The following is a 21,896-nucleotide window of genomic DNA, read 5'->3' as shown; positions in this document are numbered from 1 at the left end:
GAACTCTCTGAAAAGCCGGAACGGACTGTCCGCGCCTTCGACCTGCCCTGCGTGAGGGGCAGGCGTTTGCGGGATGAATGCAGCGTCTCCGGCCTTTGTGCCGGGGGCGTTTTTCTTTGGGAAAAGGGAGGGAACGGTTTGAAACGAACGAAACAGGCGCTCATCTGGCGCTTTTTGCGGCCGTATCTGTGGCTTTTCGCCCTCACGCTGGCGTTTTCCATGGGCAACACGGTGCTCTCTTCGCTCACGCCCCAGGTGGTGCGGGTGGCGGTGGACTCCATCCTGGGCGGGGAGCCGCTGCCCAAAATTGTAACGGCCCTTGCGCCCCAGGCCCTCCTGACGGCCGGGCCCATGACCCAGCTGCTGGCGGCGGCGGGTTTTCTGCTGGCGGTGGCGGTGCTGGCGGGCCTTTGCACCTACGGCAGCCGCATGGGCACGGCAAACGCCTCCGAGAACTTTGTCAAGTCCCTGCGGGACGAACTCTACCGCCACATCCAGCGCCTGCCCTACGCCTGGCATGTGCGCCACAGCACCGGCGAGATCATCCAGCGCTGCACCTCCGACGTGGAGGTGGTGCGCAACTTCGTCACCAACCAGCTGCTGGAGGTGTTCCGGGTTGTCTTTCTGATGGGCTTCTCGCTGGCGGTGATGCTGTCGATGAACGGAAAAATGACCCTCATCGCCGCGGGCTTTCTGCCGGTCATCCTGCTCTACTCGGTGCTTTTCTATTCGAAAATCGCGCGGCGCTTCTTGACGGCGGACGAGGCCGAGGGCGAACTGTCCGCCACGGTGCAGGAGAATCTGGCGGGCGTGCGGGTGGTGCGCGCCTTCGGCCGGGAGGCCTTTGAGGTGGAGCGCTTTGACAAAAAGAACGAGCGGTTCGCCTCGCTGTGGATCCGCCTGGGACGGCTGCTCAGCGCCTACTGGGGCGTGGGCGACTTCATCACCGGCCTGCAGATCCTCACCGTCATCTCGGTGGGCGTGGTGCAAACGGTGAACGGGGCCATCACCCTGGGCGAGTTTCTGGCCTTCGTGTCCTATAATCAGTCGCTGGTCTGGCCGGTGCGGGGCCTCGGGCGCATCCTCTCGGAGATGAGTAAGGCGGGCGTGTCCATCGAGCGGCTGGCCTACATTCTCGATTCCCAGCCGGAGCAGGAGCCGGCGAGCGCCCAGACCCCGCCCATGGACAGGGACATCGTGTTCGAGCACGTCTCCTTCGCCTACGGCGAGCAGTCAGTGCTGCGGGACGTGAGCTTCACCATCCCCGCCGGCAGGACCTTTGCGGTGCTGGGGGCCACGGGCAGCGGCAAATCCACCATGATGCACCTGCTGGACCGGCTCTACGACCTGCCACCGGGATGCGGGCGCATCACCGTGGGCGGTGTGGACATTCAGGACATCAGCCGCCCCTGGCTGCGGCGGAACATCGGCATCGTGCTGCAGGAGCCCTTCCTCTTCTCCCGCACCATCCGGGAGAACATCGCCGCCGTGCGCCCCGGCGCGCCGCTGGAGGAGGTGCGCCGCCACGCCGGCACGGCCCACGTGGACGAGGCCATCCTGGAATTTGCCGACGGCTACGACACCGTGGTGGGCGAGCGGGGCGTGACCCTCTCGGGCGGGCAGAAGCAGCGGGTGGCCATCGCGCGCACCCTGATGCAGGACGCGCCCATCCTCGTTTTTGACGACTCCCTCTCCGCCGTGGACGCGGAGACGGACGCGCAGATTCGCGCCTCGCTCCATCAGGCCAAGGGTGCGGCCACGGTCATCCTCATCTCCCACCGCATCACCACCCTCATGCAGGCCGACCTCATCCTCGTGCTGCAAGAGGGCCGGGTGGCGGAGCTGGGCAGCCACGAGGAGCTGATGGCGAAAAACGGCCTTTACCGCGAAATTTACGACCTGCAGATGACCGGGGAGGACCGGGACCTTCTGTTTTCAGAGGAAGGAGGGGAGAGCCATGGGGTTTGACGAACAGGAATACACAAAATCCTTCGACATCCGCTCCTGGAAAAAGCTGCTGCCCTTTCTGCGGCCCTACCGGGGCCTGGTGGCCGTGGTGCTGGTGCTGAACGTTTTCTGCGCCGTCATCGACATCGCCCTGCCGCTGTTCCAGCGGTACGCCATCGACGAATTCATCGAGACGGGGGATGTGTCCGGCCTGCCGGGCTTCGCCCTTTTCTACGGCTGCGTCATCGGCCTGCAGGCGCTGGCGGTCATCCTCTTCACCCGGCGGTCCATGCGCATCGAGATGCAGCTGGGCCGCGACATGAAGCGCGCCTGCTTCGTGCACCTGCAGACCCTCTCCCTCTCTTATTATAATGTCACCCCCGTGGGCTATCTGCTCTCCCGCATCATGAGCGACACCAACCGCATCGCCGCCATCATCGCCTGGAACATGGTGGACGTTCTGTGGGCCGTGTTCTACGTGTTGGGCGTGTTCGCCATCATGTTCGCGCTGGACCCCGGCCTTGCGGCGGCGGTCATCCTCATCGTGCCGGTGATGGCGCTGCTCACCGCCTGGTTCCAGGACCGCATCCTGCGCTGGAACCGCCGGGTGCGCAAGATGAACTCCCGCATCACCAGCGCCTACAACGAGGGCATCATGGGCGCGCGCACCTCCAAGACCCTGGTCATCGAGGAGCAGAACAGCCGCGAGTTCGAGGCGGTCACCCAGGACATGCGCCTGTCGTCGGTGCGGGCGGCGCGGCTCTCGGCGGTCTACATCCCGCTGGTGATGTTTTTCAGCTCGCTGACCACGGCCATCGTGCTGGCCCGGGGCGGCGCGCTGGCGCTGGAGCATCTGATGCTCATCGGAACGCTGTCGGCTTTCACCTCTTATGCGGTGGGCATCTTTGAGCCCATCCAGCAGATCGCCCGCAACATCGCGGACATCCTCTCGCTGCAGGCGAACATCGAGCGGGTGATGGGCCTGCTGGAGCAGCAGCCCCTCATCACCGACACGCCCGAAGTCATCGAGAAATACGGCACCGTTTTCGAGCCGAAGCGGGAGAACTGGGAACCCATCCGCGGCGACATCGAGTTCCGGGACGTTTCCTTCCGCTACCCAGACGGCAGCGAGGACGTTCTGTCTCACTTCAACCTGAAGATACCCGCCGGGTCCACCATTGCCATCGTGGGCGAGACGGGCGCGGGCAAAAGCACGCTGGTCAACCTTGCCTGCCGTTTCTTCGAGCCCACCTCCGGCCAGGTGCTCATCGACGGAAAGGACTACCGCGAGCGCAGCCAGCTCTGGCTGCACAGCAGCATCGGCTATGTGCTGCAAAGCCCGCACCTGTTCTCCGGCACGGTGATGGAAAACATCCGCTACGGCCGCCTGGACGCCAGCGACGAGGAGGTCGTCGCGGCGGCAAAGGCCGTCTCGGCAGACCAGGTGGCCATGAAGCTGGAAAAGGGCTATGCCAGCGACGTGGGCGAGGGCGGCGACCGCCTTTCCACCGGCGAAAAGCAGCTCATCTCCTTTGCCCGGGCCGTGCTGGCGGACCCGCGCATCTTCGTCCTGGACGAGGCCACCAGTTCCATCGACACTAAAACCGAGCGCCTCATCCAGGAGGCGACGGAGTTCCTTCTCAAAGGCCGCACCTCCTTTTTGATCGCCCATCGCCTGTCCACCATCCGCCGCGCCGACCTCATCCTGGTGGTGCGGGACGGCGCCATTGTGGAACAGGGCACCCACGACGAGCTCATCCGCAAAAAAGGCTATTACCGCGACCTCTACCGCCGGCAGTTCGAGCAGGAGCAGATGCAAAGAATGTGAGGTTTTTTCAATGTGCAAAGGAATGAAATACATCACACTCAACAACGGCGCGCCCATGCCCATGGTGGGTCTGGGCACCTGGCAGCTGCGGGGCCAGGCGGGGGAGCGGGCCATTCTGGACGCGCTGGAACTGGGCTACCGTCTGCTGGACACCGCCCGCATGTATGAGAACGAGGACATCGTGGGCAGCGCCGTGAAAAAGAGCGGCCTGCCCCGGCGGGAAGTCTTCATCACCACCAAGCTGTTCACCCCCAGCGCCGGCTACCGAAAGGCGAAGGAGGACATCGCCCGCTCGCTGGAGGCGCTGCAGACCGACTACATCGACCTTTTGCTCATCCACGAGCCCTACGAGGCCGCGCCGGAGATGTATCTGGCGATGGAGGAGGCCTGCGCGGCGGGGCTGGTGCGGGCGGTGGGCCTTTCCAACTTCAGCGGGGAGGAGTATCTGGGCTTTCTCAAACACTGCCGGGTCACGCCGGCGGTGGACCAGGTGGAGTCCCATGTGTATCACCCGCAGCTGGCGCTGAAAAAGCTGCTGGAGAAAAAGGGCACGCGGATGCAGGCCTGGGCCTCCTTCACCGAGGGGCGGCGGAACATCTTTGCCGAGCCGGTGCTGGCCGAGGCGGGCCGCCGTCACGGCAAGACCGCCGCCCAGACGGCCCTGCGCTATCTGGTGGAGAACGGCATCCCGGTGCTGCCCAAGTCTGCCCATCGGGAGCGGCTGCGGGAGAACCTGGACATTTTCGACTTTTCCCTCACCGACGAAGAGCGTCGCGCCATCGCCGCCCTGGACGAGGGGCGCTCCCTGTTCGGCTGGTTTTGAATCAAAGCAAAAAAGCAGGCCCCGGAGCCATCGGCTCCGGGGCCTGCCTGTTTTTTCAGTTTTCCGCCAGGGCGGCGAGGGTGTCGCCGGCGATGCGGTACACCGTCCAGTCGGACATGGGCTCTGCGCCCAGCGAGAGATAGAAGTCGATGCTGGGCCGGTTCCAGTCCAGGCACCACCATTCCAGTCGCCCGCAGCCCCGCTCCACGGCGATTTGCGCCAGCTTTTTTAGGATGGCTTTGCCGTAGCCCTGGCCCCGGTATTCCGGCTTCACATACAGGTCCTCGAGATAAAGCCCCGCCCGGCCCAGGAAGGTGGAGAAGTTGTGGAAGAAGAGGGCGAAGCCCGCCTCCGTGCCATCGGCCATCACAAAGATGACCTCCGCCTTCTGCTTGTCGAAAAGCCATTCCTCCAGCGTGGCCTCGTCGGCCACCACCTCGTCCAGCATCTTTTCGTAGTCGGCAAGCTCCTTGATGAATTGCAGGATGAGGGGCGTGTCCTCCCGCCGTGCATACCGAAAATCAGGCGCGCTGTTCATGCTCGCTGTCCTCCCTTGTTTTGTTCAATGCCCGAACACCGCCGCGTACAGCGCGTCCTGCTGGGGCAGATGGGTCACATAGCCCACCGGCACTTTGCCGCCGGTGGCCTCGATGACGCGGCGGGCCCCCTCTTCGCCAAAGGCGCCGCACAGTTCGACGCACTCCACCCCCGCCGCGCAGAGCTCCCGCGCGGCCTCGCAGGCCTGGTCCAGGTCCGCAACGCCCACCATGCGGGCGCTGCCGCCGTGGATGGCCGCCCGGTCCTGCCGGGGGTCGAAGTCTCCCATGATGATGAATGCAAAGGTCATCCCGTCACCTCCCGCGGCTTAGCCGCCGCTCACCACCGGGCGCTCCGGCTGTGCCAGCGCCTGGTCTTTGTTTTCCCAATAGCGCAAAAAGCGCCCCGCGCCCCGGCGGGGGCCCGCCTGCTCTGCCGCGGGGGCCCACTTCGCGAAGAAGGCCGCGGCCTCCTCCCCGGCGCGGCGGTTCCGCTCCTCCCCGGCGGGCAGTGCCAGCCACTTCTCTTCCAGAGCGTTCCGTTCGGCGTAAAACTCCGGCGGCGGGGTGCGGCCCACCCAGGCGCGGGCAAAGGCTTCCCGCTGCCGCCACCAGCGGGCGGCCTCCTCCGCCCGGCCCGCGGCGAACACCGGGGCCTGAGGCTCGGCCCCGAATTCCCAGGGCACAAAGAGGGAGAGGCAGGGGGTGGAGCTGCCGGTGAGCCAGAGGGTGACGCGCTCGCCCAGTTCCACCACCATGGACGAGGTGGTGTGGTCGCCCACAAGGCCCCCGGCGTGCATGCAGACGCTGGCCACGTCGCCCTTGGTCAGCGGGGAAGAACCCGCCCGGTGGGTGCGCAGTGCGGCCATCATGTCCGCCGCGCTTTCGGCTTTCGCGGCCAGGGGCGCGGTCTGGGCAAGGCGCTGCTTCGAGCCGGAAAAATGGGAGTAGACCGGCTCGCGGAAGCGCCCGGCAAAATCGAAGGGCGCTCCGGTGCTGTATTCATCCCTCTCCGCACCGATGGAAAGACGGTTGGAGATGCTGCCCGCACTCACCTTGCGGCGAACCCACTTTTTGCCCGCTGTCTCCACCAGCCAGACCTCCCGGCGGTCCAGGATGAGGAAGGCGTTGTCGTAGAAAAAGCTGTGGTCATAGCCGCAGTCGCCTCCCTGGCCGTACTGCTCCAGCAGCCGGGGGATGAGCTCGGCCGCCTGCCCGGCGCTGGCCGAGCGCTCCAGTGCAAGGCGCACCAGGTCCATGCCGGTGAGGCCGGCGGAGGCGTAGCGGCCCTTGGTGAACACCGCCTCGTTGCCGATGCACACCCCGTGCTCGTTCACGCCCATCTCCGCGCCCCACATCCAGGCGGGGCGGCTGAGCAGGGTGGCGTAGGTGTGGGGCGCCTGCTCAATGGTCAGGTAAGTGGCCCGCAGCTCCTTTTCCCGGTGGTCCCGGGCAGGCCGGTATTCGATGACCTGGGGTTCGTTGGGGCTGCGGTCGCTGTTTTTGGCAAACAGAGCCAGCCCCTCGTTCACCACCCGGCCCAGGGTATCGCACATGAACGGTCCCTCCCTTGCGCCGCGCGGTTGGCGGCGGCGCATATTTTTCCTTCATTATACGCTTTGCGGCGCAAGGGGGCAAGGCCCTGCCGCCCGCGCAAAAAAGGCCGCAAACCCGCTCCGGCAGATGGTTTGCGGCCCGTTTGGCCAGCGCTTTCAAAACGGACGAAATGACCTTTTTTGTATTTTTTTGTAAAAACCTGCGATTTCCCGTTGACTTTACCGAGTTAAATTGATAAAATACAAACATGATTGCACGATGTTGTGTAATTGATTGCTTTCTTGCGAGGCAAAAATTCAATAGAGAGGGGAATCATCATGAAAAAGAAAGTGTTATCAATGCTGATGGCCGCGGTCATGGCGCTGAGCCTGGCGGCCTGCGGCGGCGGCACGACCGGCTCCGGCACGGCCAGCACCGGCGCGTCCGAAGCGGGCGGGGAGAAGGTGCTGCTGGTCGGCCTTGGCGGCGACCCCACCAGCTTCAACCCGGACGCCAACACCGACGACTATGCCTATCACGTGGCCTGCAACCTCTACAGCGGCCTGCTGACGCTGAACAACAACGAAGAGATCATCCCCGATCTGGCCGAGAGCTGGGAGATCTCGGAGGACAACCTCACCTACACCTTCCACCTGCGCCAGGGCGTGAAGTGGCACGACGGCGAGCCCTTCACCTCCGCGGACGTGAAGTTCACCTACGAAAAGATCATTGAGGAGAACGGCTATCTGGCCGGCGATCTGGCCGTGGTGGACACCATGGAGTGCCCCGATGACAACACCTTCGTCATCACCCTGAAGAAGCCCAGCGCGCCCTTCCTGTCCAGCCTGGCATGGTACAACAACAGCATCCTGCCCCAGCACCTGTTCGACACCGACGAGGATTGGACCACCTGCGCCGCCGCCACCACCGCGCCCGTGGGCACCGGCCCCTTCAAGTTCGTCAGCGAGCAGAGCGGCGTGAGCATCACCCTGGAGAAGAACCCCGACTACTTCGGCGGCGAGCCCTCCATCGACAAGGTCATCTACGTCATCAGCACCGACACCGACACCGCCTATCAGGCATTCATGAACGGTGAGCTGGACTATCTGACCGACGTGCCCGCCTCCAGCGTGGCCGCCCTGGAAGCCGACTCCAACTACAAGGTGGGCTGCCTGTCCGCCGGCCGCCGCTTCCAGCTGTGCTTCAACATGAACGGCGAGTACACCTCTGACCTGGCGGTGCGTCAGGCCGTGGCCAAGGCTCTGGACCGGGAGGAGATCTCCACCAAGGGCACCAACGGCCTGCAGGCTCCCGCCTACGGCTTCTATCCGCCCTTCCTTGACTGGGCCTACAACGCCGACGCCGACATCGGCGAGCAGGATGTGGAGGGCGCCATCCAGCTGCTGGAGGACGCCGGCTACACCAAGGACGCCGACGGCTACTACCTGCACCTGTCCTTCCTGGTGTTCACCGGCGGCACCTACGCCGACTGCGCCAAGGTCATCAAGAGCCAGCTGGCTGCCATCGGCATCGACGCCACCATCGAGGAGCTGGAAGAAGGCGCCTGGGTGGAGAAGGTCTTTGCCGGCAACTATGACATGTGCATGATGGCCGGCTTCCAGGGCCCCGACCCCGACAACATGACCAACCGCGTGGGCACCGGCGGCGGCCTGAACGTCTCCTTCTACTCCAACACCGAAGTGGACGACCTGCTGGCCAAGGCCCGTGTCATCACCGACGAGACCCAGCGCGGCGAGTACTACAAGGAAGTGCAGACCATCCTCAGCCAGGATCTGCCCATCCTGCCCCTGGTGGAGTACGCCGGCTACTACGCCTGCCCCTCCTACATCTCGGGCCTGCCCTACATCGACACCGATGTGGATGACATCAACGCCTACAACTTCAGCAAGGTGACCATCAACAAGTAAGTGTAAACCGAAAGGGAGCACAAAGGCCGGAGCGCCGTTTCACACGGCGCTCCGGCTCATATGCTCCCTTTTTCACAAGGGGAAAAGCCATGGGAAAATATTTCATCAAGCGCATCTTCACCGCGCTCATCGTGGTGCTGGTGGTGGTGGGCCTGAACTTCGTCATCATCCGGCTGGCGCCGGGCGACCCCGCCACCATCATGGCGGGCTTCGATAACCCCAGCGAGGAGTTCAAGGCGGCCATCACCGCCAAATACAACCTGGACAAGCCCATCCCGGTGCAGTTCATCACCTACCTGAGCCGCCTGGTGCGGGGCGACTTGGGCGAGTCTTACTACAACAACGCCTCGGTGGTGTCCCTCATCGGCGAGCGCTTCGGCGCGTCGCTGCTGCTGTCGGGCACCAGCGCGGTGCTGGCCTTTGTGCTGGGCACCTCCCTGGGCCTTGTGGCCGGCCAGCGCACCGGCGGCAACGCCGACCGCACCTTCTCCACCGGGGCCTACATCTGCAACTCCATGCCCTCCTTCTGGCTGGGCATGATGCTCATTCTGGTGTTCGCCTCCAAGCTGGGCTGGCTGCCCACCCAGGGCATGTATGACATGCGCCTTGGCGCCACCGGCTTTGCCCGGGTGGTGGACGTGGCCCGGCACATGGTGCTGCCGGTGGCCACCCTCACCCTCATCCAGATCCCGGCCTACTTCCGCATCACCAAGTCCTCGGTGTGCCAGGTGCTCACCGACGACTACATCACCACCTTCCGCATCACCGGCATGAGCGAGGGCAAAATTTTCCGCAAATATGTGCTCAAGAACGCCATCCTGCCGGTGGTCACCGTGTTCGGCATCAACCTGGCCTATGTGGTGTCCGGCTCCACCCTGGTGGAGACGGTGTTCTCCTGGCCGGGCATCGGCATCATGATGTTCAACGCCATCAGCAACCGCGATTACAACGTGCTCATGGGCGTTTACATCATCCTGGCGGTGTCGGTGGCGGCGGTGATGATCCTGGTGGACCTGGTCTACGCCAAGCTGGACCCCCGGATCCACTACGAATGAGGTGCGCGCCATGAAAAAGAAAAACTTTCTCACCATTTTTGCCGGCTATGTGCGCATCAGCCCCAAGCTTTTGTGGGGTCTGGTGTTCTTCGCGGTCATCCTGCTGCTGGCGGTGCTGGCCCCGGTGCTTTCGCCCTATGACCCCTATTACCTCAGCGACGACCTTCTGGTGGCCCCCCTCACCGGCGGCCACCTGCTGGGCACCACCTACATGGGCGAGGACGTGCTGAGCATGATCCTCTACGGCGGGCGCACCTCGCTGAAGATCGGCATCATCGCGGCGGCCCTGTCCGGGGCCATCGGCGTGGTGCTGGGTGCGCTGGCGGGCTTCTTCGGCGGCATTGCCGACAAGCTGCTCACCGAGGTCACCAACATCTTTTTGATGATCCCGTCCTTCTTCCTCATCCTCATCGTGGTGGCCATGTTCGGCAGCAGCATGTTCAACGTCATGGTCATTATCGCCCTCACCAGCTGGCCCAGCAACGCCCGCATGATGCGCGCCCAGGTCATGTCGCTGAAAGAGCGCACCTACGTCAAGAGCGCCCAGACCATCGGCGAATCCAAGGGGCGCATCCTCTTCCACTACATCGTGCCCAACGGCATCTATCCCATCATCGCCAACACCACCATGAACGTGGCCCAGGCCATCCTCACCGAGGCCAGCCTGAGCTTTCTGGGCCTGGGCGACACCAATGTGGTCAGCTGGGGCCAGATGATCATGTCCGGCAAGTCCTATCTGGTGAACGGGTGGTGGATCTCGCTGTTCGCCGGCCTTGCCATCATGCTGGTGGTCATCGTGTTCTACATGATCGGCGACGGGCTGAACTACGCCATGAATCCCAAGCTCCAGAGCAGAAAGTAGGAAAAGGCATGAACAAACTGAACATAGAAGACCTGAGCGTGGTCTACCACGGCAAGGAAAAACAGGTCCGGGCGGTGGATCACGTCTCCTTCTCGGTGGACGCGGGCGACAGCCTGGGCATCATCGGCGAGTCCGGCTCGGGCAAATCCACCATGATCCACGCCCTTCTGCGCCTGCTGCCGGAAAAGACCGGCGAGACCCAGGGGCACATCTGGTTTGACGACACCGACCTGCTCACCTGCGATGAAAAGACCCTGCGCAAGCTGCGCTGGAAGGAGATCGCGGTGGTGTTCCAGCGCTCGATGAACAGCCTCAGCCAGATCCACACCATCGGCGAGCAGTTCGAGGACGTCTACCGGGTGCACGAGCCCCGGGCCGCCAAGGCGCAGATGAAAGAGATCATCTGCGGGCTGTTCGAAAAGGTGAACCTGAACCCCCGCATCTACAACATGTATCCCTTCGAGCTGTCCGGCGGCATGCAGCAGCGGCTGAACATCGCGCTGAGCATCATGTTCAGCCCGGCGCTGCTCATCATGGACGAGGCCACCACCGCCCTGGACGTGGTGACCCAGGGGCAGATCCTGGACGAGCTGATGGAGATGGAAAAGACCATGTCCATCACCCGGCTGATGATCACCCACGACCTCTCGGTGGTGGCCACCAGCTGCAAAAAGATTTTGGTGCTCTACGCCGGACGGCTGATGGAGTTCGGCACGGTGGAGGACATCCTCAAGAACCCCCAGCACCCCTACACCCAGGGCCTCATCGCCTCCTTCCCGTCGCTCTACGGCGAAAAGACGGCCCTCAAGTCCATCCCCGGCATCCTGCCGGACATGTCCAAGGAGTGCCCCGGGTGCATCTTCGCGCCCCGCTGCCCCTATGCCGACGAGCGCTGCTATGCCCAGCGCCCGGCGGACGTGGAGCTGGGAGGCATCCACCGGGCAGCCTGCCACCGCTGCAAAGGAGGAGCAAATGGATAACCGGCAAAACGCCCTTATTGAAGTGGAAGGGCTGAAAAAATTCTACAAAAACCGCGGCACCGGCGGCCTGTTCAAAAAGAAGAAGATGGTGCAGGCGGTGGGCGGCGTCAGCTTTGAGATACGCAAGGGCGAGATCTTCGGCGTCATCGGCGAGTCCGGCTGCGGCAAGTCCACCATGGGCCGCACCCTGGTGAATCTGGAAGCGCCCACCGCGGGCGACGTGCGCATCAACGGCGAGAGCGCCCGGGCCATCCTGCAAAAGGACCCCAAGGCCTTTCACCAGATGGTGCAGATGGTGTTCCAGAACCCCTTCGACACCTTTCTGCCCACCGAGACCATCGAGCAGATCATGCTGCGCCCGCTGGAGATAAACTGCCTGGGCGGCAGCGAAGAGGAGCGCCGCCGGCGCATCGTGCAGCTGCTGGAGGACGGCGGCCTGTCCCCGGCGGAGGATTTTCTGGGGCGCTATCCCCATGAGCTCTCCGGCGGCCAGCTGCAGCGCATCTCCATTCTGCGGGCCATGAGCGTCAACCCCCTGTTCCTGGTGGTGGACGAGCCGGTCTCCATGCTGGACGTGTCGGTCCGGGCGGATATCATCAACATGCTGCTGGACCTGACCAAGAAGTACCAGACCTCCATCCTGTTCATCAGCCACGACATCGCGGTCATCCGCTATGTGGCCAGCCGCACGGCGGTGATGTATCTGGGGCGCATCGTGGAGATGGGCGACACCGATGCCCTCATCCAGCATCCCATGCACCCCTACACCCAGGCACTGGTGTCCAACTGCGCCTCCATCGACATCGACAGCCACGTGGAGAAGATCCATGTGGAGGGCGAGCCGCCCTCCCCGGTGGACCCGGGTCCCGGCTGCTACTTTGCCGACCGCTGCCCCCGCGCCTGCGAAAAGTGCAGGCAGGAATACCCGCAGGAGACTCGCCTGCCCGACGGGCGTGTGGTCGCCTGCCATCTTGTGAATGAGGGAGTGATCCAATGAACTTTGACATGGAATCCATCCTGGCCCGCGTGCCGGATTATCAGGAGTTCTACACCGTGGACGAGCTGAACCAGCATTCCTTCCAGCTGGCGAAGGAGTACCCCGATGTGGTGGAGCTGTTCGAGGCGGGCCGCTCCAAGGAGGGCCGCCCCATCTACTGCCTGAAGATCGGCCAGGGCAGCAAAAACGCCCTGCTCTACGGCACGCCCCACCCCAACGAGCCCATCGGCAGCATGATGCTGGACGCCCTCAGCCGCATTCTGGCCGAGGACGAGCAGCTGCGCAAGGCGCTGGACTACACCTTCTACATCGTCAAGTCCAGCGACGTGGACGGCCTGGCCAAAAACGAGGGCTGGCTGAAAGGCCCCTTCACCATCACCCAGTACCAGCACAACTTTTTCCGTCCCGCCTTTGACCAGCAGGTGGAATGGTCCTTCCCCTTCGACTACAAGACCTACCACTTCGACGCCCCCACCCCCGAGACCCGGTGCATCATGGGCCTCATCGACAAGACCAAGCCCGCCTTCATCTACTCGCTGCACAACTGCGGCTTCGGCGGCTGCTACTGGTATCTCTCCAGCGGCGACGAGGAGCTGTATAAGAAGTTCCTCACCGTGCCCGCCAAATACGGCGTGGACCTGAAGCTGGGCGAGCCGGAAATGCCCTACTGCAAGGGCCTGTACGACGCGGTGTACGAGATGACCGGCGCCAAGGACAACTACGACTATCTGGAGAAGTTCATGCCGGACACCCCCACCGCCTCCCTGATGAGCGGTGGCGGATGCAGCTATGAATACGCCAACCGGGACGGCGGCAGCACCCAGATCCTGGTCACCGAGATGCCCTACTACGTGGACGAGCGGGTCTCCGACACCAGCCTCACCAGCCGCAGCCGCCGGGAGGTCATTCTGGAGAGCTGCGCCGTGGCCCAGGAGTATTTCAGCGCCTGGAAGCCGGTGTTCGACCGGCTGGAAAAATTCTTCTCCGCCGACAACCAGTTCTATCTGGCCGTGCGGGAGCGGGTGGGCATGGAGAGCCACTCCGCCGCCAAGATGGAGTGGGCCCGCTCCGACCCGGAGATGGAAAAGCCCGCCACCGTCTGCCAGGAGTTCGACAACCTGCTCACCACCCGCTTTTACTCCAACCTCAGCATCGTGCTGCTGCGCCGCGCCTGCCAGGAGGAGCTGAAAAAGCCGGACCTTGCCCCCGAAGTGCGCGGCCAGCTGGAAAAAGCCGCCGATTCCCTGTATAATAAGGAGTGTGAGAATCTGGCGGCGATGGAAAAGCTCTTCCACTACAAGGCCATCCCCATCGCCCATCTGGTCAAGGTGCAGCTGGAGTGCGGTCTGCTCTACGCGGACTATGTGCACGGAATGAATTGAACGCGGGCCGCCCGGCGGGCCCCGCGCTGGGGGAAACTATGGAAAAAGAGGCTTTTCTGCGCCTGCCCGAGGCAAAGCGGGAGCTGCTGCTGAAAAAGGGGAAGGAGGCCTATGTCCGCTATCCCTTCGAGGACATCACCATCCGCTTTTTAACGGGGGAGCTGGGCATCGACCTGACCACCTTCTACCGCTACTTCGAGAGCCGGGACGACCTGCTCATCTATGCCTACCGTGACCTCATCGGGCGCACCCGCTACGAGGACTACGCGCTGGTCTACCGCTTCGTCAACGTCTACGACGACGCACTGGACAACGACTTCTTCGCCGCCTGCATGCGCATCGGCAACGCCCACCGGGAGATACGGGACCGGCTTTTGCAGGTGGAGCAGGACATCCTCTATCCCATCATCAGCCGCAAGCTGCGGGCGGAAAAGTACGCCGGCCGGGTGCGGCGGGACGTGGACGAGGACCTGGCGGCCTATTTCTTCGCCTCCATTTCCTTCAACCTGTTCAACTACTTCGACCAGTGCGGCATCACCGACCCGGTGCTGCAGGCCAACATGAAGGAGTACGTCTATTACCGTTTCTTCCAGAACGGCATCGGCGTGCAGGACAGCGCCGAATGAAAACAACAAAAAAGAGCCCCCGGCCGGCCGCGTTTCGCGGCTGGCCGGGGGCTCTTTGTCTGCCGAAGGTCAGGTCTTTTTGATGAGGCGGGGCTTTTCGCCGGTGCGCCCGTTCTGCGCCAGGGAGGCGTTCAGCCGTTCCAGCGCGGCGGTGAAAGCCGCCAGCTGTTCGTCACTCACGCCCTCCAGGTCCCGGAAAAAGTCGCCGAACATCGCCAGCCCCACGGTGGAGGTCTGCTGGCGGTAGAGGTCCACTCCGTCGGGGGAGGGCCGCAGAATGATGTTCTTGCGGTTGGTCTCGGTCTGGTATTTGTCCACCAGGCCCTGCTCGCAGAGATACTTGGTGATCTTGGAGAAAGTGCTCTGGGGGATGCCCAGCCGCTCGGAGATGTGGTTCATGCAGGAGTCGTCGTCCTGATGCTCCAGAATGTATTCAAAGACCTGCCATTCCTGCGTCGTCAGGCTCAGCTCATCGGAGAGCCGCACGGTGCGCCCGGCGGCGCGCTGCACCACATTGGTATGCTTCACAAGGGCGGCCACCAGCGGCCGGTACCGGCCCATCCATTCAGTTCCCACGGGATAAACGCCTCCTTTGCCCGCGTGATGTTCCACGGTAAGATGATACTATCACAGCGGCAACGGAGATGTCAATGCGCGGGATGCGGCGCGTCAGGTCACAGAACGGCCATGCCCACCGACAGGATGACGATGTGCAGCACCAGCATCATGGCAAGGGGCTTCCAGATGTATTTCACCCAGGTGGTGTACTCGATGCGGCAGATGGCGATGGCGCCCATCAGGGTGCCGCTGGTGGGGGTGATGCCGTTCACCAGCGCGCAGGCGCCGCTGAGCACGCACACCATGATCTCGGGCACAAGGCCAGGTTCTGGGCCAGGGGCCCCATGATGGGCATGGACACGGTGGCCAGACCTGAAGAGGAGGGAATGAGCACCGACAGCAGCAGATACACCACATAGGAGCAGCCGGTGAACAGCAGGGAAGAGGTGCCCTGCAGCGCCTCGGAGGTCTTTTCCAGGATATACATGTCCAGGCCGGTGTTGCTCATGATGACCGACACGCCGCGGGAGACCGCGATGACCAGCGCCACGCCGATCAGGTCGCCCGCGCCCGTCAGGAAGGAGTTCACGATGTCCCGCTCCTTCAGGCCGTAGACAAGGCCGATCACGATGCCCATCAGCAAAAACCAGGCGGTCAGCTCGCTGAAGTACCAGTCGCCCAGGTTCTTGCGGGGCAAAAAGCCGGTGTGGTCAACAGGTGGATGCCGAAGGAGCTCCAGGGCACCATGCCCACGATCATCACAACGAAGGAAAGGCCGAACAGCACCATCACGATCTTCTGGCGCAGGGTGAAAACAGAGTCGGCCTCCGGCTTCTTTTCGCCGCCGTACTCCTTCTCCACCTCGGCCCACTCCTCGCTGGTCAGCAGCGAGGCGGCCTTGTTCCCCTTCACCTTGTGGGCATAGCGCAGCACAAAGGTCACGCCCACGATATAGCACAGGATCCACGAGAGGCCGCCCACCAGAATGATGACGGTCTGGTTGGTCTCGATGCCCGCGGTGTTCAGCGCCGCCACGCTGGCGGAGATGCTGAAGGGGTTCACCGTGGAGCCCAGCACGCCGGCGGTGGAGCCCAACAGGATGGTGGAGGCCGCGGTGAGGGAGTCAAAGCCCGCCGCCACCATGGTGGAGGTCACCAGGGCGTAGAAGGCGATGGTCTCCTCCGCCATGCCGTAGGTGGTGCCGCCCAAGCTGGTGAGGAATATCAGGATCGGGATCATCCAGGTCTCTTTTCCGTTCGGCTTTTTCGCAACGGCGGTGATGCCCGCGTTCAGCGCGCCGGTCTTCATCACCACGCCCAAAAAGCCGCCCAGAATGAGCACGAACAGGGCAACGCCCATCGCGCTGGCAAAACACCGTCGATGGGGGCCATGATCACGTCGGCCGCCGTGGCAGGAGTGATGGCCGGGATGAACTGGGTGATGATGGCGACCACGATGGTGAGCAGGATCAGCACCGTGAACGCGGTGGGCATGCGAAATTGCTTCTTTTGCTTTTTCACAAGAATTGCTCCTTTCGATCATTCGGGGGGGCCTTTTCCGCGCCGGGCGAAGAAGGCGGTTGACAGCGGGAGAAAAATTTTGTAGAATGAGTTCATCGAATTGATTCCATGAACAGATTCCATCACGTGAGTTCGGAAAAAACAACCCTTTTCAACAAAAAGTTTCCGCGCCGTGAAAAAAGGCGCGGAGCACATCCGCTGGGAGGCGAAGCTGTGATGAACAAACTGTTGGAACGCGCAAAAGAACTGCAGCCGGAGCTGGTGGAAAACCGCCGCTGGCTGCACAGCCACGCGGAAGTGGGCTTTGAGCTGACCGAGACCTGCGCCTTTGTGGAAGAAAAGCTGCGGGAGCTGGGCTATGAGCCCCGGCGCATGAGCAAAGCGGGCGTTGTGGCCACCCTGGGCAAGCCGGGCAGCAAGACCATCCTGCTGCGGGCGGACATGGACGCCCTGCCCATGAAGGAGGAGTCCGGCCTTGCCTTTGCCGCCAAGGACGACGCGGCCCACACCTGCGGCCACGACCTGCACACCGCCATGCTGCTGGGCGCGGCGAAGCTGCTGAAGGAGCACGAGAGCGAGCTGAACGGCTGCGTGAAGCTGATGTTCCAGCCGGACGAGGAGGGCACCAACCCCCTGGGCTTTTCGGGCCGCCAGGCCATGCTGGAGGATGGCATCCTGGAGGACCCCCATGTGGACGCGGCCTTCTCCATGCACATCTGGTCCAACGCGCCCTACACCGCGGGCACCTTCTTCTCCCGCAAGGGGGCGCTGATGTCCTCCTGCGACACCGTCACCGTCACCGGCAAGGGCACCCACGGCAGCATGCCCCAGGACGGCGTGGACCCCATCAACGCCGGGGTGCACATCTATCAGGCCTTTGAGAACCTTCTGGCCCGGGAGATCCCGCCCTTCGAGCAGTGCACCCTGACTATCGGCCAGTTCCAGAGCGGCTCCGCCGCCAACGTGCTGCCCGAGACCGCCCAGCTGGTGGGCACCCTGCGCACCGTCTCCGAGGACACCCGCGCCCGGATGAAACAGCGCATCGAGGCCATCTGCGCCGGCGTGGGCCAGGCCTTCGGCGTGCAGGTGAAGGTCACCTTCACCCAGGGCATCCCCTGCGTGTACAACGCGCCCGCCTTCACCGAAAGCGTGATGGAATGCGTCGAAGAACTCACCGGCCGGCCGGTGGGGGACATGGAGGTGCCGCTCACCGGCTCCGACGACTGGAGCGAAATTTCCCAGAAGGTGGACTCCTGCTACATGCTGCTCTCCGCCGGCACCGCCGAGGAGGGCTATCCCTGGGCCCATCACAACCCCAAGGTCACCTTCAACGAGGACGTGATGCACAAGGGCGCCGCGGCCTTCTGCGCCGTTGCGCTGGACTGGCTGCGCAAAAACGGCTGACCGTTTCGTCCCGGCATGAACAGGGCCCGCCGGCTCTCTCTGAAAAGGGAGCGCCGGCGGGCCTTTTCTGCGGGGCGGTTGAGAACGGGGCGGGAACTTGCTATAATGAACGAAAGCACGCTGTGAGCAAACGAGGTGGCGCTGATGGAAAAGAAAATGACCAAGCGAGCCATGCAGGCCCAGGAAACGAAACAGAAGATCTACCGCTGCGGCACGGAGCTCTTCCGAAAACACGGCTACCAGAGCGTGAGCGTGGAGCAGATCGCCCAAGCGGCGGGGGTGGGCATCGGAACGCTGTATCACTACTACCCCTCCAAGGCCGACCTCTACGGCGAGATGTTCATCCGCGCCGACGATTTCTTCTGCGCCTTCGAGGAGCCCGGGGTGCTGGAACAGCCGCCGGAAGAAGTGCTGCTGGAATACTTCCGCCAGTATGCCCGGCTGAACGAGGGCATGGGCATGGAATATGTACAGCTGCTGGCGATCCCCAAAAATCGGGAGATCTTTCAGGGCAACGAGAACTTTGAGCTGATTTTGGAAAATCTGCTGGCCGGCTATCAGAGCGACGGCCGGGCCAGCCGCCGCCGCACGGCGGCCCAGTGGCGCGGGTACCTGATGACCTGCGCCCGGGGCGTGGTCTTTGACTGGGTCATCCACAACGCCCCGGACTATGACCTTACCGCCCGGATGGACTTCGTGATGGGCGAAGTGATCAAGCCGCTGCTGCAAACAGAGGAATAAAAAAGGAACGCCCCGGCGGGGCGTTCCTTTTTTTGTTCGGTATTGAGCGGGCGCTCACAGCGCGTCCATGTCCCGGCTGGCCACAAGGTCGGCCCCGGTGCCCAGCAGGTCGGGCAGGATGACCTGGCCCCGGCGCACCGGCGCGGTCAGGCGCACCTTGGCCACCTCGGCCATGGCGTCCATCAAAAGCCCCTTGGGAATGGCCCGGCTGGTCTTGACCGGGATGCGGGGGTAAAGCCCCCCCTCCACGCAGACGGTGGTGGTGAGCACCCGGGTGGGGTTTTGCAGCTCGGTGCGGCCGTACTCCGCGCCCTTGGGGCAGAAGTTGCCGGTGACGGCCCAGCCGTTTTCCTCGTCCACCTTCAAGTGGCAGCCTCGGGGGCACACGATGCAGATCAGTTCCTTCATGGCGTCACACCTCCCGGATGCTCAGGGTCACGGGGCCCCTGGCCTGTTTCAAAAGCTGCGGCGGCAGTGCCACCTGCTCCATCTCGCCGGGGGCCATGTGCTCCCGCTTGAAGCGGGCCACGGTCTTGCCGTCGGCGTCGGTGGCCAGCACCTCGGCGGCGTGGGTCACCCGGTTCACCCGGAAGAACACCCGGGCGGGCTTTTCCAGCGCGTCCAGCCGCAGGTGCTGGGGCACGGTGTAACTCACGCCGTCGCCGTTTTTCAGCTCCAGCGCCTCGCCCGCCGCGTGTTTGCCCTGCACATAGGCCGCGGCCGCCGCGCCCGCCCGCTCGCTCTCGGCGGAGACGTAGTCCACCAGATCGTGGACGTGCACCACGTTGCCGCAGGCGAAGATGCCCGGCACGCCGGTCTCCATGTTCTCAAACACCACCGCGCCGCTGGTGCGTTTGTCCATGGCGATGCCCGCCTGCCGCGTCAGCTCGTTTTCGGGGATGAGGCCCACGCTCAAAAGCACTGTGTCGCAGTCGAACACCATCTCGGTGCCGGGGATGGGCCGCCGGTCGGGGCCCACCTTGCTCACCGTCACCTGCTCCACCCGCTCGTGGCCCTTGATGTCGGTGATGGTGTGGGAGAGATAGAGGGGGATGCCGTAGTCTTCCAGACACTGGACGATGTTGCGGGTAAGGCCCCCGGAATAGGGCATCAGCTCCACGCAGGCCAGCACCTTGGCCCCTTCCAGGGTCATGCGGCGGGCCATGATGAGGCCGATGTCGCCGCTGCCTAGGATGACCACCCGGCGGCCCACCATGTAGCCCTCCATGTTGAGAAAGCGCTGGGCCGCCCCGGCGGTGAACACGCCGGCGCACCGCTCGCCGGGGGTGCTGATGGCGCCCCGGGTGCGCTCCCGGCAGCCCATGGCCAGCACGATGGTCTTGGCCTCCAGCACCATGTAGCCGTCGGCGCCGTTGATGGCGTGCACCTGATGGGGCGCGCCGTCCTCGCCCGGCACCACCTGAAGCACCATGGTGTCCAGCTTGACCTGCACGCCGGTGGCCTTCAGCATGTCGATGTAGCGCCCGGCATACTCCGGGCCGGTGAGCTCTTCCTTGAAGCGCTGCAAACCGAAGCCGTTGTGGATACACTGGTTCAGAATGCCGCCCAGTTCCTTGTCACGCTCCAGTACAAGGATGTTTTTCACGCCCTCGTCCCAGGCTTTGCAGGCGGCGGCAAGGCCCGCAGGGCCGCCGCCCACCACGATCAGATCATACATTTCCGTTCCCTCCCGTCTTGGTCCTGCCCGTCAGGATGGTGCTGCCCGCCTGTTCCAGCATCACTTCGGCCTGGTCGAGCCTCAGCTCCCGGGCGATGATCTCCTGCACCCGGGGGCCGCAGAAGCCGCCCTGGCAGCGGCCCATGCCCGCGTTGCACCGGCGCTTGACGCCGTTGATGGTGCGGGGCGGGATGGGGCTGTGCAGCGCCGCCACGATCTCGCCCTCGGTGATGGTCTCGCACCGGCAGACCACCCGGCCGTAGCGGGGGTCGCGGCGGATGAGCTCGTTTTTCTCCTCGGCGGAGAGGTTCTTGAACACGATGTGCTCCCGTTTGTCCACAAAATCCGGGTCGGGCTCCAGGGCAAGGCCGTCGGCTTTGAGCATTTCCGCCGCCAGTTTCGCGATGGCCGGCGCGCTGGAAAGGCCCGGGCTCTTGATGCCCGCCAGGTCGATGAAGCCGGGGTGGGCCTTGCTCTCCTCAATGATGAAATCGCTGCGGGTGGTGTTGGCCCGCAGGCCGGCGAAGTTGCGGATGTTCTGCCGCCACTCCACGCCGGGCACGCTGCGGGCGGCCTTGCGCCGCACCTCCTCCATGCCGGCGGCGGTGTCGCCCAGGTCCAGCCGGTCCTCCACGCTCTGGGCGTTGGGGCCGCAGATGAGGTTGCCGTGGATGGTGGGGGCCACCAGCACGCCCTTGCCCTCCGGGCCGGGGCACTGGAAGATGACCCGGCTCACCCGGTCGTGCTCGGATTTGTCCAGCAGGTAGTATTCGCCCCGGCTGGGCAGGGTCTCCCAGTCATTGGGTTCCAGCATCTCGTGTACCCGGTCGGCGTCCACGCCGGCGGCGTTCAGCACAAAGCGGGCGGTCACGTCGCCCTGAGGCGTGTGCAGCACAAAGCCCGCGCCGGTATCCTCAATGCCGGTCACCGGGCAGTCCCGCCGCACCTCCACGCCGCCCCGCACCGCGGTCTCGGCCATGGCGATGGCAAAGCCCCAGGGGTCGATGATGCCGGCGCTGGGCGCCAAAAGCGCGCCGCACACTTCCTCCGAAAGCCCCGGCTCCATGGCCCGGGCCTCCCCGCCGGAGAGCAGCCGCAGCCCGGGCACGCCGTTTTTGCAGCCCCGGTCGCAGAGCGTCTGCAGTGTGGGCAGCTGCTCGGGGCTGAACGCCACCACCAGCGAGCCCACCCGTTTGAAGGGCACCTGCAGCTTTTCGCAGATCTCGCCGGTGAGGCGGTTGCCCTCCACGTTCAGCCGGGCCATCAGAGTGCCCGGCTCGGGGTCGTAGCCGGCGTGGATGATGGCGCTGTTCGCCTTGGTGGTGCCGGCAGCGATGTCCGCCGCCGCCTCCAGCACGGCCACCCGCAGTTTGTAGCGGGCCAGCTCGTAGGCCGTGGCTGCGCCCACCACGCCGCAGCCGATGATGACAACATCGTACATAGAAAAACCTCCAAAACAAATGTTCCGGTGATGGAACGCCACCGGTGAAAACAA

The 21,896-nt window shown here is 64.0% G+C and carries 21 protein-coding genes and 1 pseudogene; 12 read left to right on the top strand and 10 right to left on the bottom strand.

Annotated elements, in window-relative coordinates; translation table 11 throughout:
* The first annotated feature begins 138 nt into the window (after positions 1-138).
* Genes ACMNAY_RS01940 through ACMNAY_RS01930 form a run of 3 tightly spaced genes read left to right on the top strand, consistent with a single transcriptional unit; the run spans position 139 to position 4,598 of the window.
* The gene (locus ACMNAY_RS01940; RefSeq protein ID WP_418718185.1) at positions 139-1,968 is read left to right on the top strand and encodes an ABC transporter ATP-binding protein; all 1,830 of its coding nucleotides are present in this window, start codon (positions 139-141) and stop codon (positions 1,966-1,968) included.
* Positions 1,958-3,775 carry an ABC transporter ATP-binding protein gene (locus tag ACMNAY_RS01935; protein ID WP_418718184.1) on the top strand — a complete coding sequence of 606 codons (1,818 nt, stop codon included), beginning with the start codon at positions 1,958-1,960 and terminating at the stop codon, positions 3,773-3,775. Before ACMNAY_RS01940 ends, ACMNAY_RS01935 begins: the two co-directional genes overlap by 11 nt.
* Before the next feature lie 22 nt (positions 3,776-3,797).
* Positions 3,798-4,598 carry an aldo/keto reductase gene (locus ACMNAY_RS01930; RefSeq protein WP_394977667.1) on the top strand — a complete coding sequence of 267 codons (801 nt, stop codon included), beginning with the start codon at positions 3,798-3,800 and terminating at the stop codon, positions 4,596-4,598.
* Between the two features lie 55 nt (positions 4,599-4,653).
* On the opposite strand, the gene ACMNAY_RS01925 is transcribed toward ACMNAY_RS01930, so the two are convergent.
* Genes ACMNAY_RS01925 through ACMNAY_RS01915 form a run of 3 tightly spaced genes read right to left on the bottom strand, consistent with a single transcriptional unit; the run spans position 4,654 to position 6,690 of the window.
* Positions 4,654-5,136 (bottom strand): GNAT family N-acetyltransferase, encoded by a 483-nt coding sequence (locus ACMNAY_RS01925; protein WP_394968553.1) that lies wholly within the window; start codon positions 5,134-5,136, stop codon positions 4,654-4,656.
* A 24-nt stretch (positions 5,137-5,160) separates the two neighbouring features.
* Entirely contained in the window at positions 5,161-5,445 is a 285-nt protein-coding gene (locus tag ACMNAY_RS01920) for a DUF6506 family protein (RefSeq protein ID WP_394968552.1), read from the bottom strand.
* Positions 5,446-5,463: 18 nt separating this feature from the next.
* Positions 5,464-6,690, bottom strand: a complete 1,227-nt coding sequence (locus tag ACMNAY_RS01915; RefSeq protein ID WP_418718183.1) for a C69 family dipeptidase — start codon at positions 6,688-6,690, stop codon at positions 5,464-5,466.
* Between the two features lie 318 nt (positions 6,691-7,008).
* On the opposite strand from ACMNAY_RS01915, the gene ACMNAY_RS01910 reads away from it, so the two are divergent.
* The 7 genes from ACMNAY_RS01910 to ACMNAY_RS01880 all read left to right on the top strand — a co-directional run bounded on the left by ACMNAY_RS01910 (position 7,009) and on the right by ACMNAY_RS01880 (position 14,500).
* Positions 7,009-8,598 carry an ABC transporter substrate-binding protein gene (locus ACMNAY_RS01910; RefSeq protein ID WP_418718182.1) on the top strand — a complete coding sequence of 530 codons (1,590 nt, stop codon included), beginning with the start codon at positions 7,009-7,011 and terminating at the stop codon, positions 8,596-8,598.
* Between the two features lie 89 nt (positions 8,599-8,687).
* Positions 8,688-9,653, top strand: a complete 966-nt coding sequence (locus tag ACMNAY_RS01905; RefSeq protein ID WP_418718181.1) for an ABC transporter permease — start codon at positions 8,688-8,690, stop codon at positions 9,651-9,653.
* Positions 9,654-9,663: 10 nt separating this feature from the next.
* Positions 9,664-10,515 (top strand): ABC transporter permease, encoded by an 852-nt coding sequence (locus ACMNAY_RS01900; RefSeq protein WP_418718180.1) that lies wholly within the window; start codon positions 9,664-9,666, stop codon positions 10,513-10,515.
* Between the two features lie 8 nt (positions 10,516-10,523).
* Positions 10,524-11,495 carry an ABC transporter ATP-binding protein gene (locus ACMNAY_RS01895; protein WP_394968548.1) on the top strand — a complete coding sequence of 324 codons (972 nt, stop codon included), beginning with the start codon at positions 10,524-10,526 and terminating at the stop codon, positions 11,493-11,495.
* Positions 11,488-12,492, top strand: a complete 1,005-nt coding sequence (locus ACMNAY_RS01890; RefSeq protein ID WP_394977658.1) for an oligopeptide/dipeptide ABC transporter ATP-binding protein — start codon at positions 11,488-11,490, stop codon at positions 12,490-12,492. The genes ACMNAY_RS01895 and ACMNAY_RS01890 overlap by 8 nt, the downstream gene beginning before the upstream one ends.
* Positions 12,489-13,874: a M14 family zinc carboxypeptidase gene (locus ACMNAY_RS01885; RefSeq protein ID WP_418718179.1), complete on the top strand. Its 1,386-nt coding sequence runs from the start codon at positions 12,489-12,491 to the stop codon at positions 13,872-13,874. Before ACMNAY_RS01890 ends, ACMNAY_RS01885 begins: the two co-directional genes overlap by 4 nt.
* A 38-nt stretch (positions 13,875-13,912) precedes the next feature.
* Entirely contained in the window at positions 13,913-14,500 is a 588-nt protein-coding gene (locus ACMNAY_RS01880; RefSeq protein WP_418718178.1) for a TetR/AcrR family transcriptional regulator, read from the top strand.
* Between the two features lie 69 nt (positions 14,501-14,569).
* On the opposite strand, the gene ACMNAY_RS01875 is transcribed toward ACMNAY_RS01880, so the two are convergent.
* The 4 genes and pseudogenes from ACMNAY_RS01875 to ACMNAY_RS01860 form a co-directional block, all read right to left on the bottom strand.
* Complete coding sequence (locus ACMNAY_RS01875; RefSeq protein ID WP_394968544.1) at positions 14,570-15,076, bottom strand: MarR family winged helix-turn-helix transcriptional regulator; 507 nt, start codon at positions 15,074-15,076, stop codon at positions 14,570-14,572.
* A 98-nt stretch (positions 15,077-15,174) separates the two neighbouring features.
* Positions 15,175-15,695 (bottom strand): annotated as a pseudogene (locus ACMNAY_RS01870) (hypothetical protein).
* A gap of 17 nt (positions 15,696-15,712) precedes the next feature.
* Positions 15,713-16,417 (bottom strand): hypothetical protein, encoded by a 705-nt coding sequence (locus tag ACMNAY_RS01865; RefSeq protein ID WP_418718177.1) that lies wholly within the window; start codon positions 16,415-16,417, stop codon positions 15,713-15,715.
* Positions 16,366-16,578, bottom strand: a complete 213-nt coding sequence (locus ACMNAY_RS01860) for a hypothetical protein (protein ID WP_394977649.1) — start codon at positions 16,576-16,578, stop codon at positions 16,366-16,368. The genes ACMNAY_RS01865 and ACMNAY_RS01860 overlap by 52 nt, the downstream gene beginning before the upstream one ends.
* A 216-nt stretch (positions 16,579-16,794) precedes the next feature.
* Here ACMNAY_RS01860 and ACMNAY_RS01855 point away from each other — a divergent pair, with 216 nt between their 5' ends.
* Positions 16,795-17,982, top strand: coding sequence for a M20 metallopeptidase family protein (locus ACMNAY_RS01855; protein ID WP_394977647.1), 1,188 nt, complete (start codon positions 16,795-16,797; stop codon positions 17,980-17,982).
* A gap of 144 nt (positions 17,983-18,126) precedes the next feature.
* A complete protein-coding gene (locus ACMNAY_RS01850; RefSeq protein ID WP_394977645.1) occupies positions 18,127-18,723 on the top strand; it encodes a TetR/AcrR family transcriptional regulator in 597 nt (198 codons plus the stop codon).
* A gap of 54 nt (positions 18,724-18,777) precedes the next feature.
* On the opposite strand, the gene ACMNAY_RS01845 is transcribed toward ACMNAY_RS01850, so the two are convergent.
* Genes ACMNAY_RS01845 through ACMNAY_RS01835 form a run of 3 tightly spaced genes read right to left on the bottom strand, consistent with a single transcriptional unit; the run spans position 18,778 to position 21,842 of the window.
* The gene (locus ACMNAY_RS01845; RefSeq protein ID WP_394977643.1) at positions 18,778-19,131 is read right to left on the bottom strand and encodes a DUF1667 domain-containing protein; all 354 of its coding nucleotides are present in this window, start codon (positions 19,129-19,131) and stop codon (positions 18,778-18,780) included.
* 4 nt (positions 19,132-19,135) lie between these two features.
* The gene (locus ACMNAY_RS01840) at positions 19,136-20,401 is read right to left on the bottom strand and encodes an NAD(P)/FAD-dependent oxidoreductase (RefSeq protein WP_394977641.1); all 1,266 of its coding nucleotides are present in this window, start codon (positions 20,399-20,401) and stop codon (positions 19,136-19,138) included.
* The gene (locus ACMNAY_RS01835) at positions 20,394-21,842 is read right to left on the bottom strand and encodes an NAD(P)/FAD-dependent oxidoreductase (protein WP_418718176.1); all 1,449 of its coding nucleotides are present in this window, start codon (positions 21,840-21,842) and stop codon (positions 20,394-20,396) included. Before ACMNAY_RS01835 ends, ACMNAY_RS01840 begins: the two co-directional genes overlap by 8 nt.
* Positions 21,843-21,896: the final 54 nt, after the last annotated feature.

Origin of the sequence: Candidatus Allofournierella merdipullorum, from assembly GCF_048426865.1 — a bacterium.
GTDB classification, from domain to species: Bacteria; Bacillota; Clostridia; order Oscillospirales; family Ruminococcaceae; genus Allofournierella_A; species Allofournierella_A merdipullorum.
Note: the sequence above shows the minus strand (reverse complement) of the source record. Positions and strands in the feature narration are given on the sequence as shown.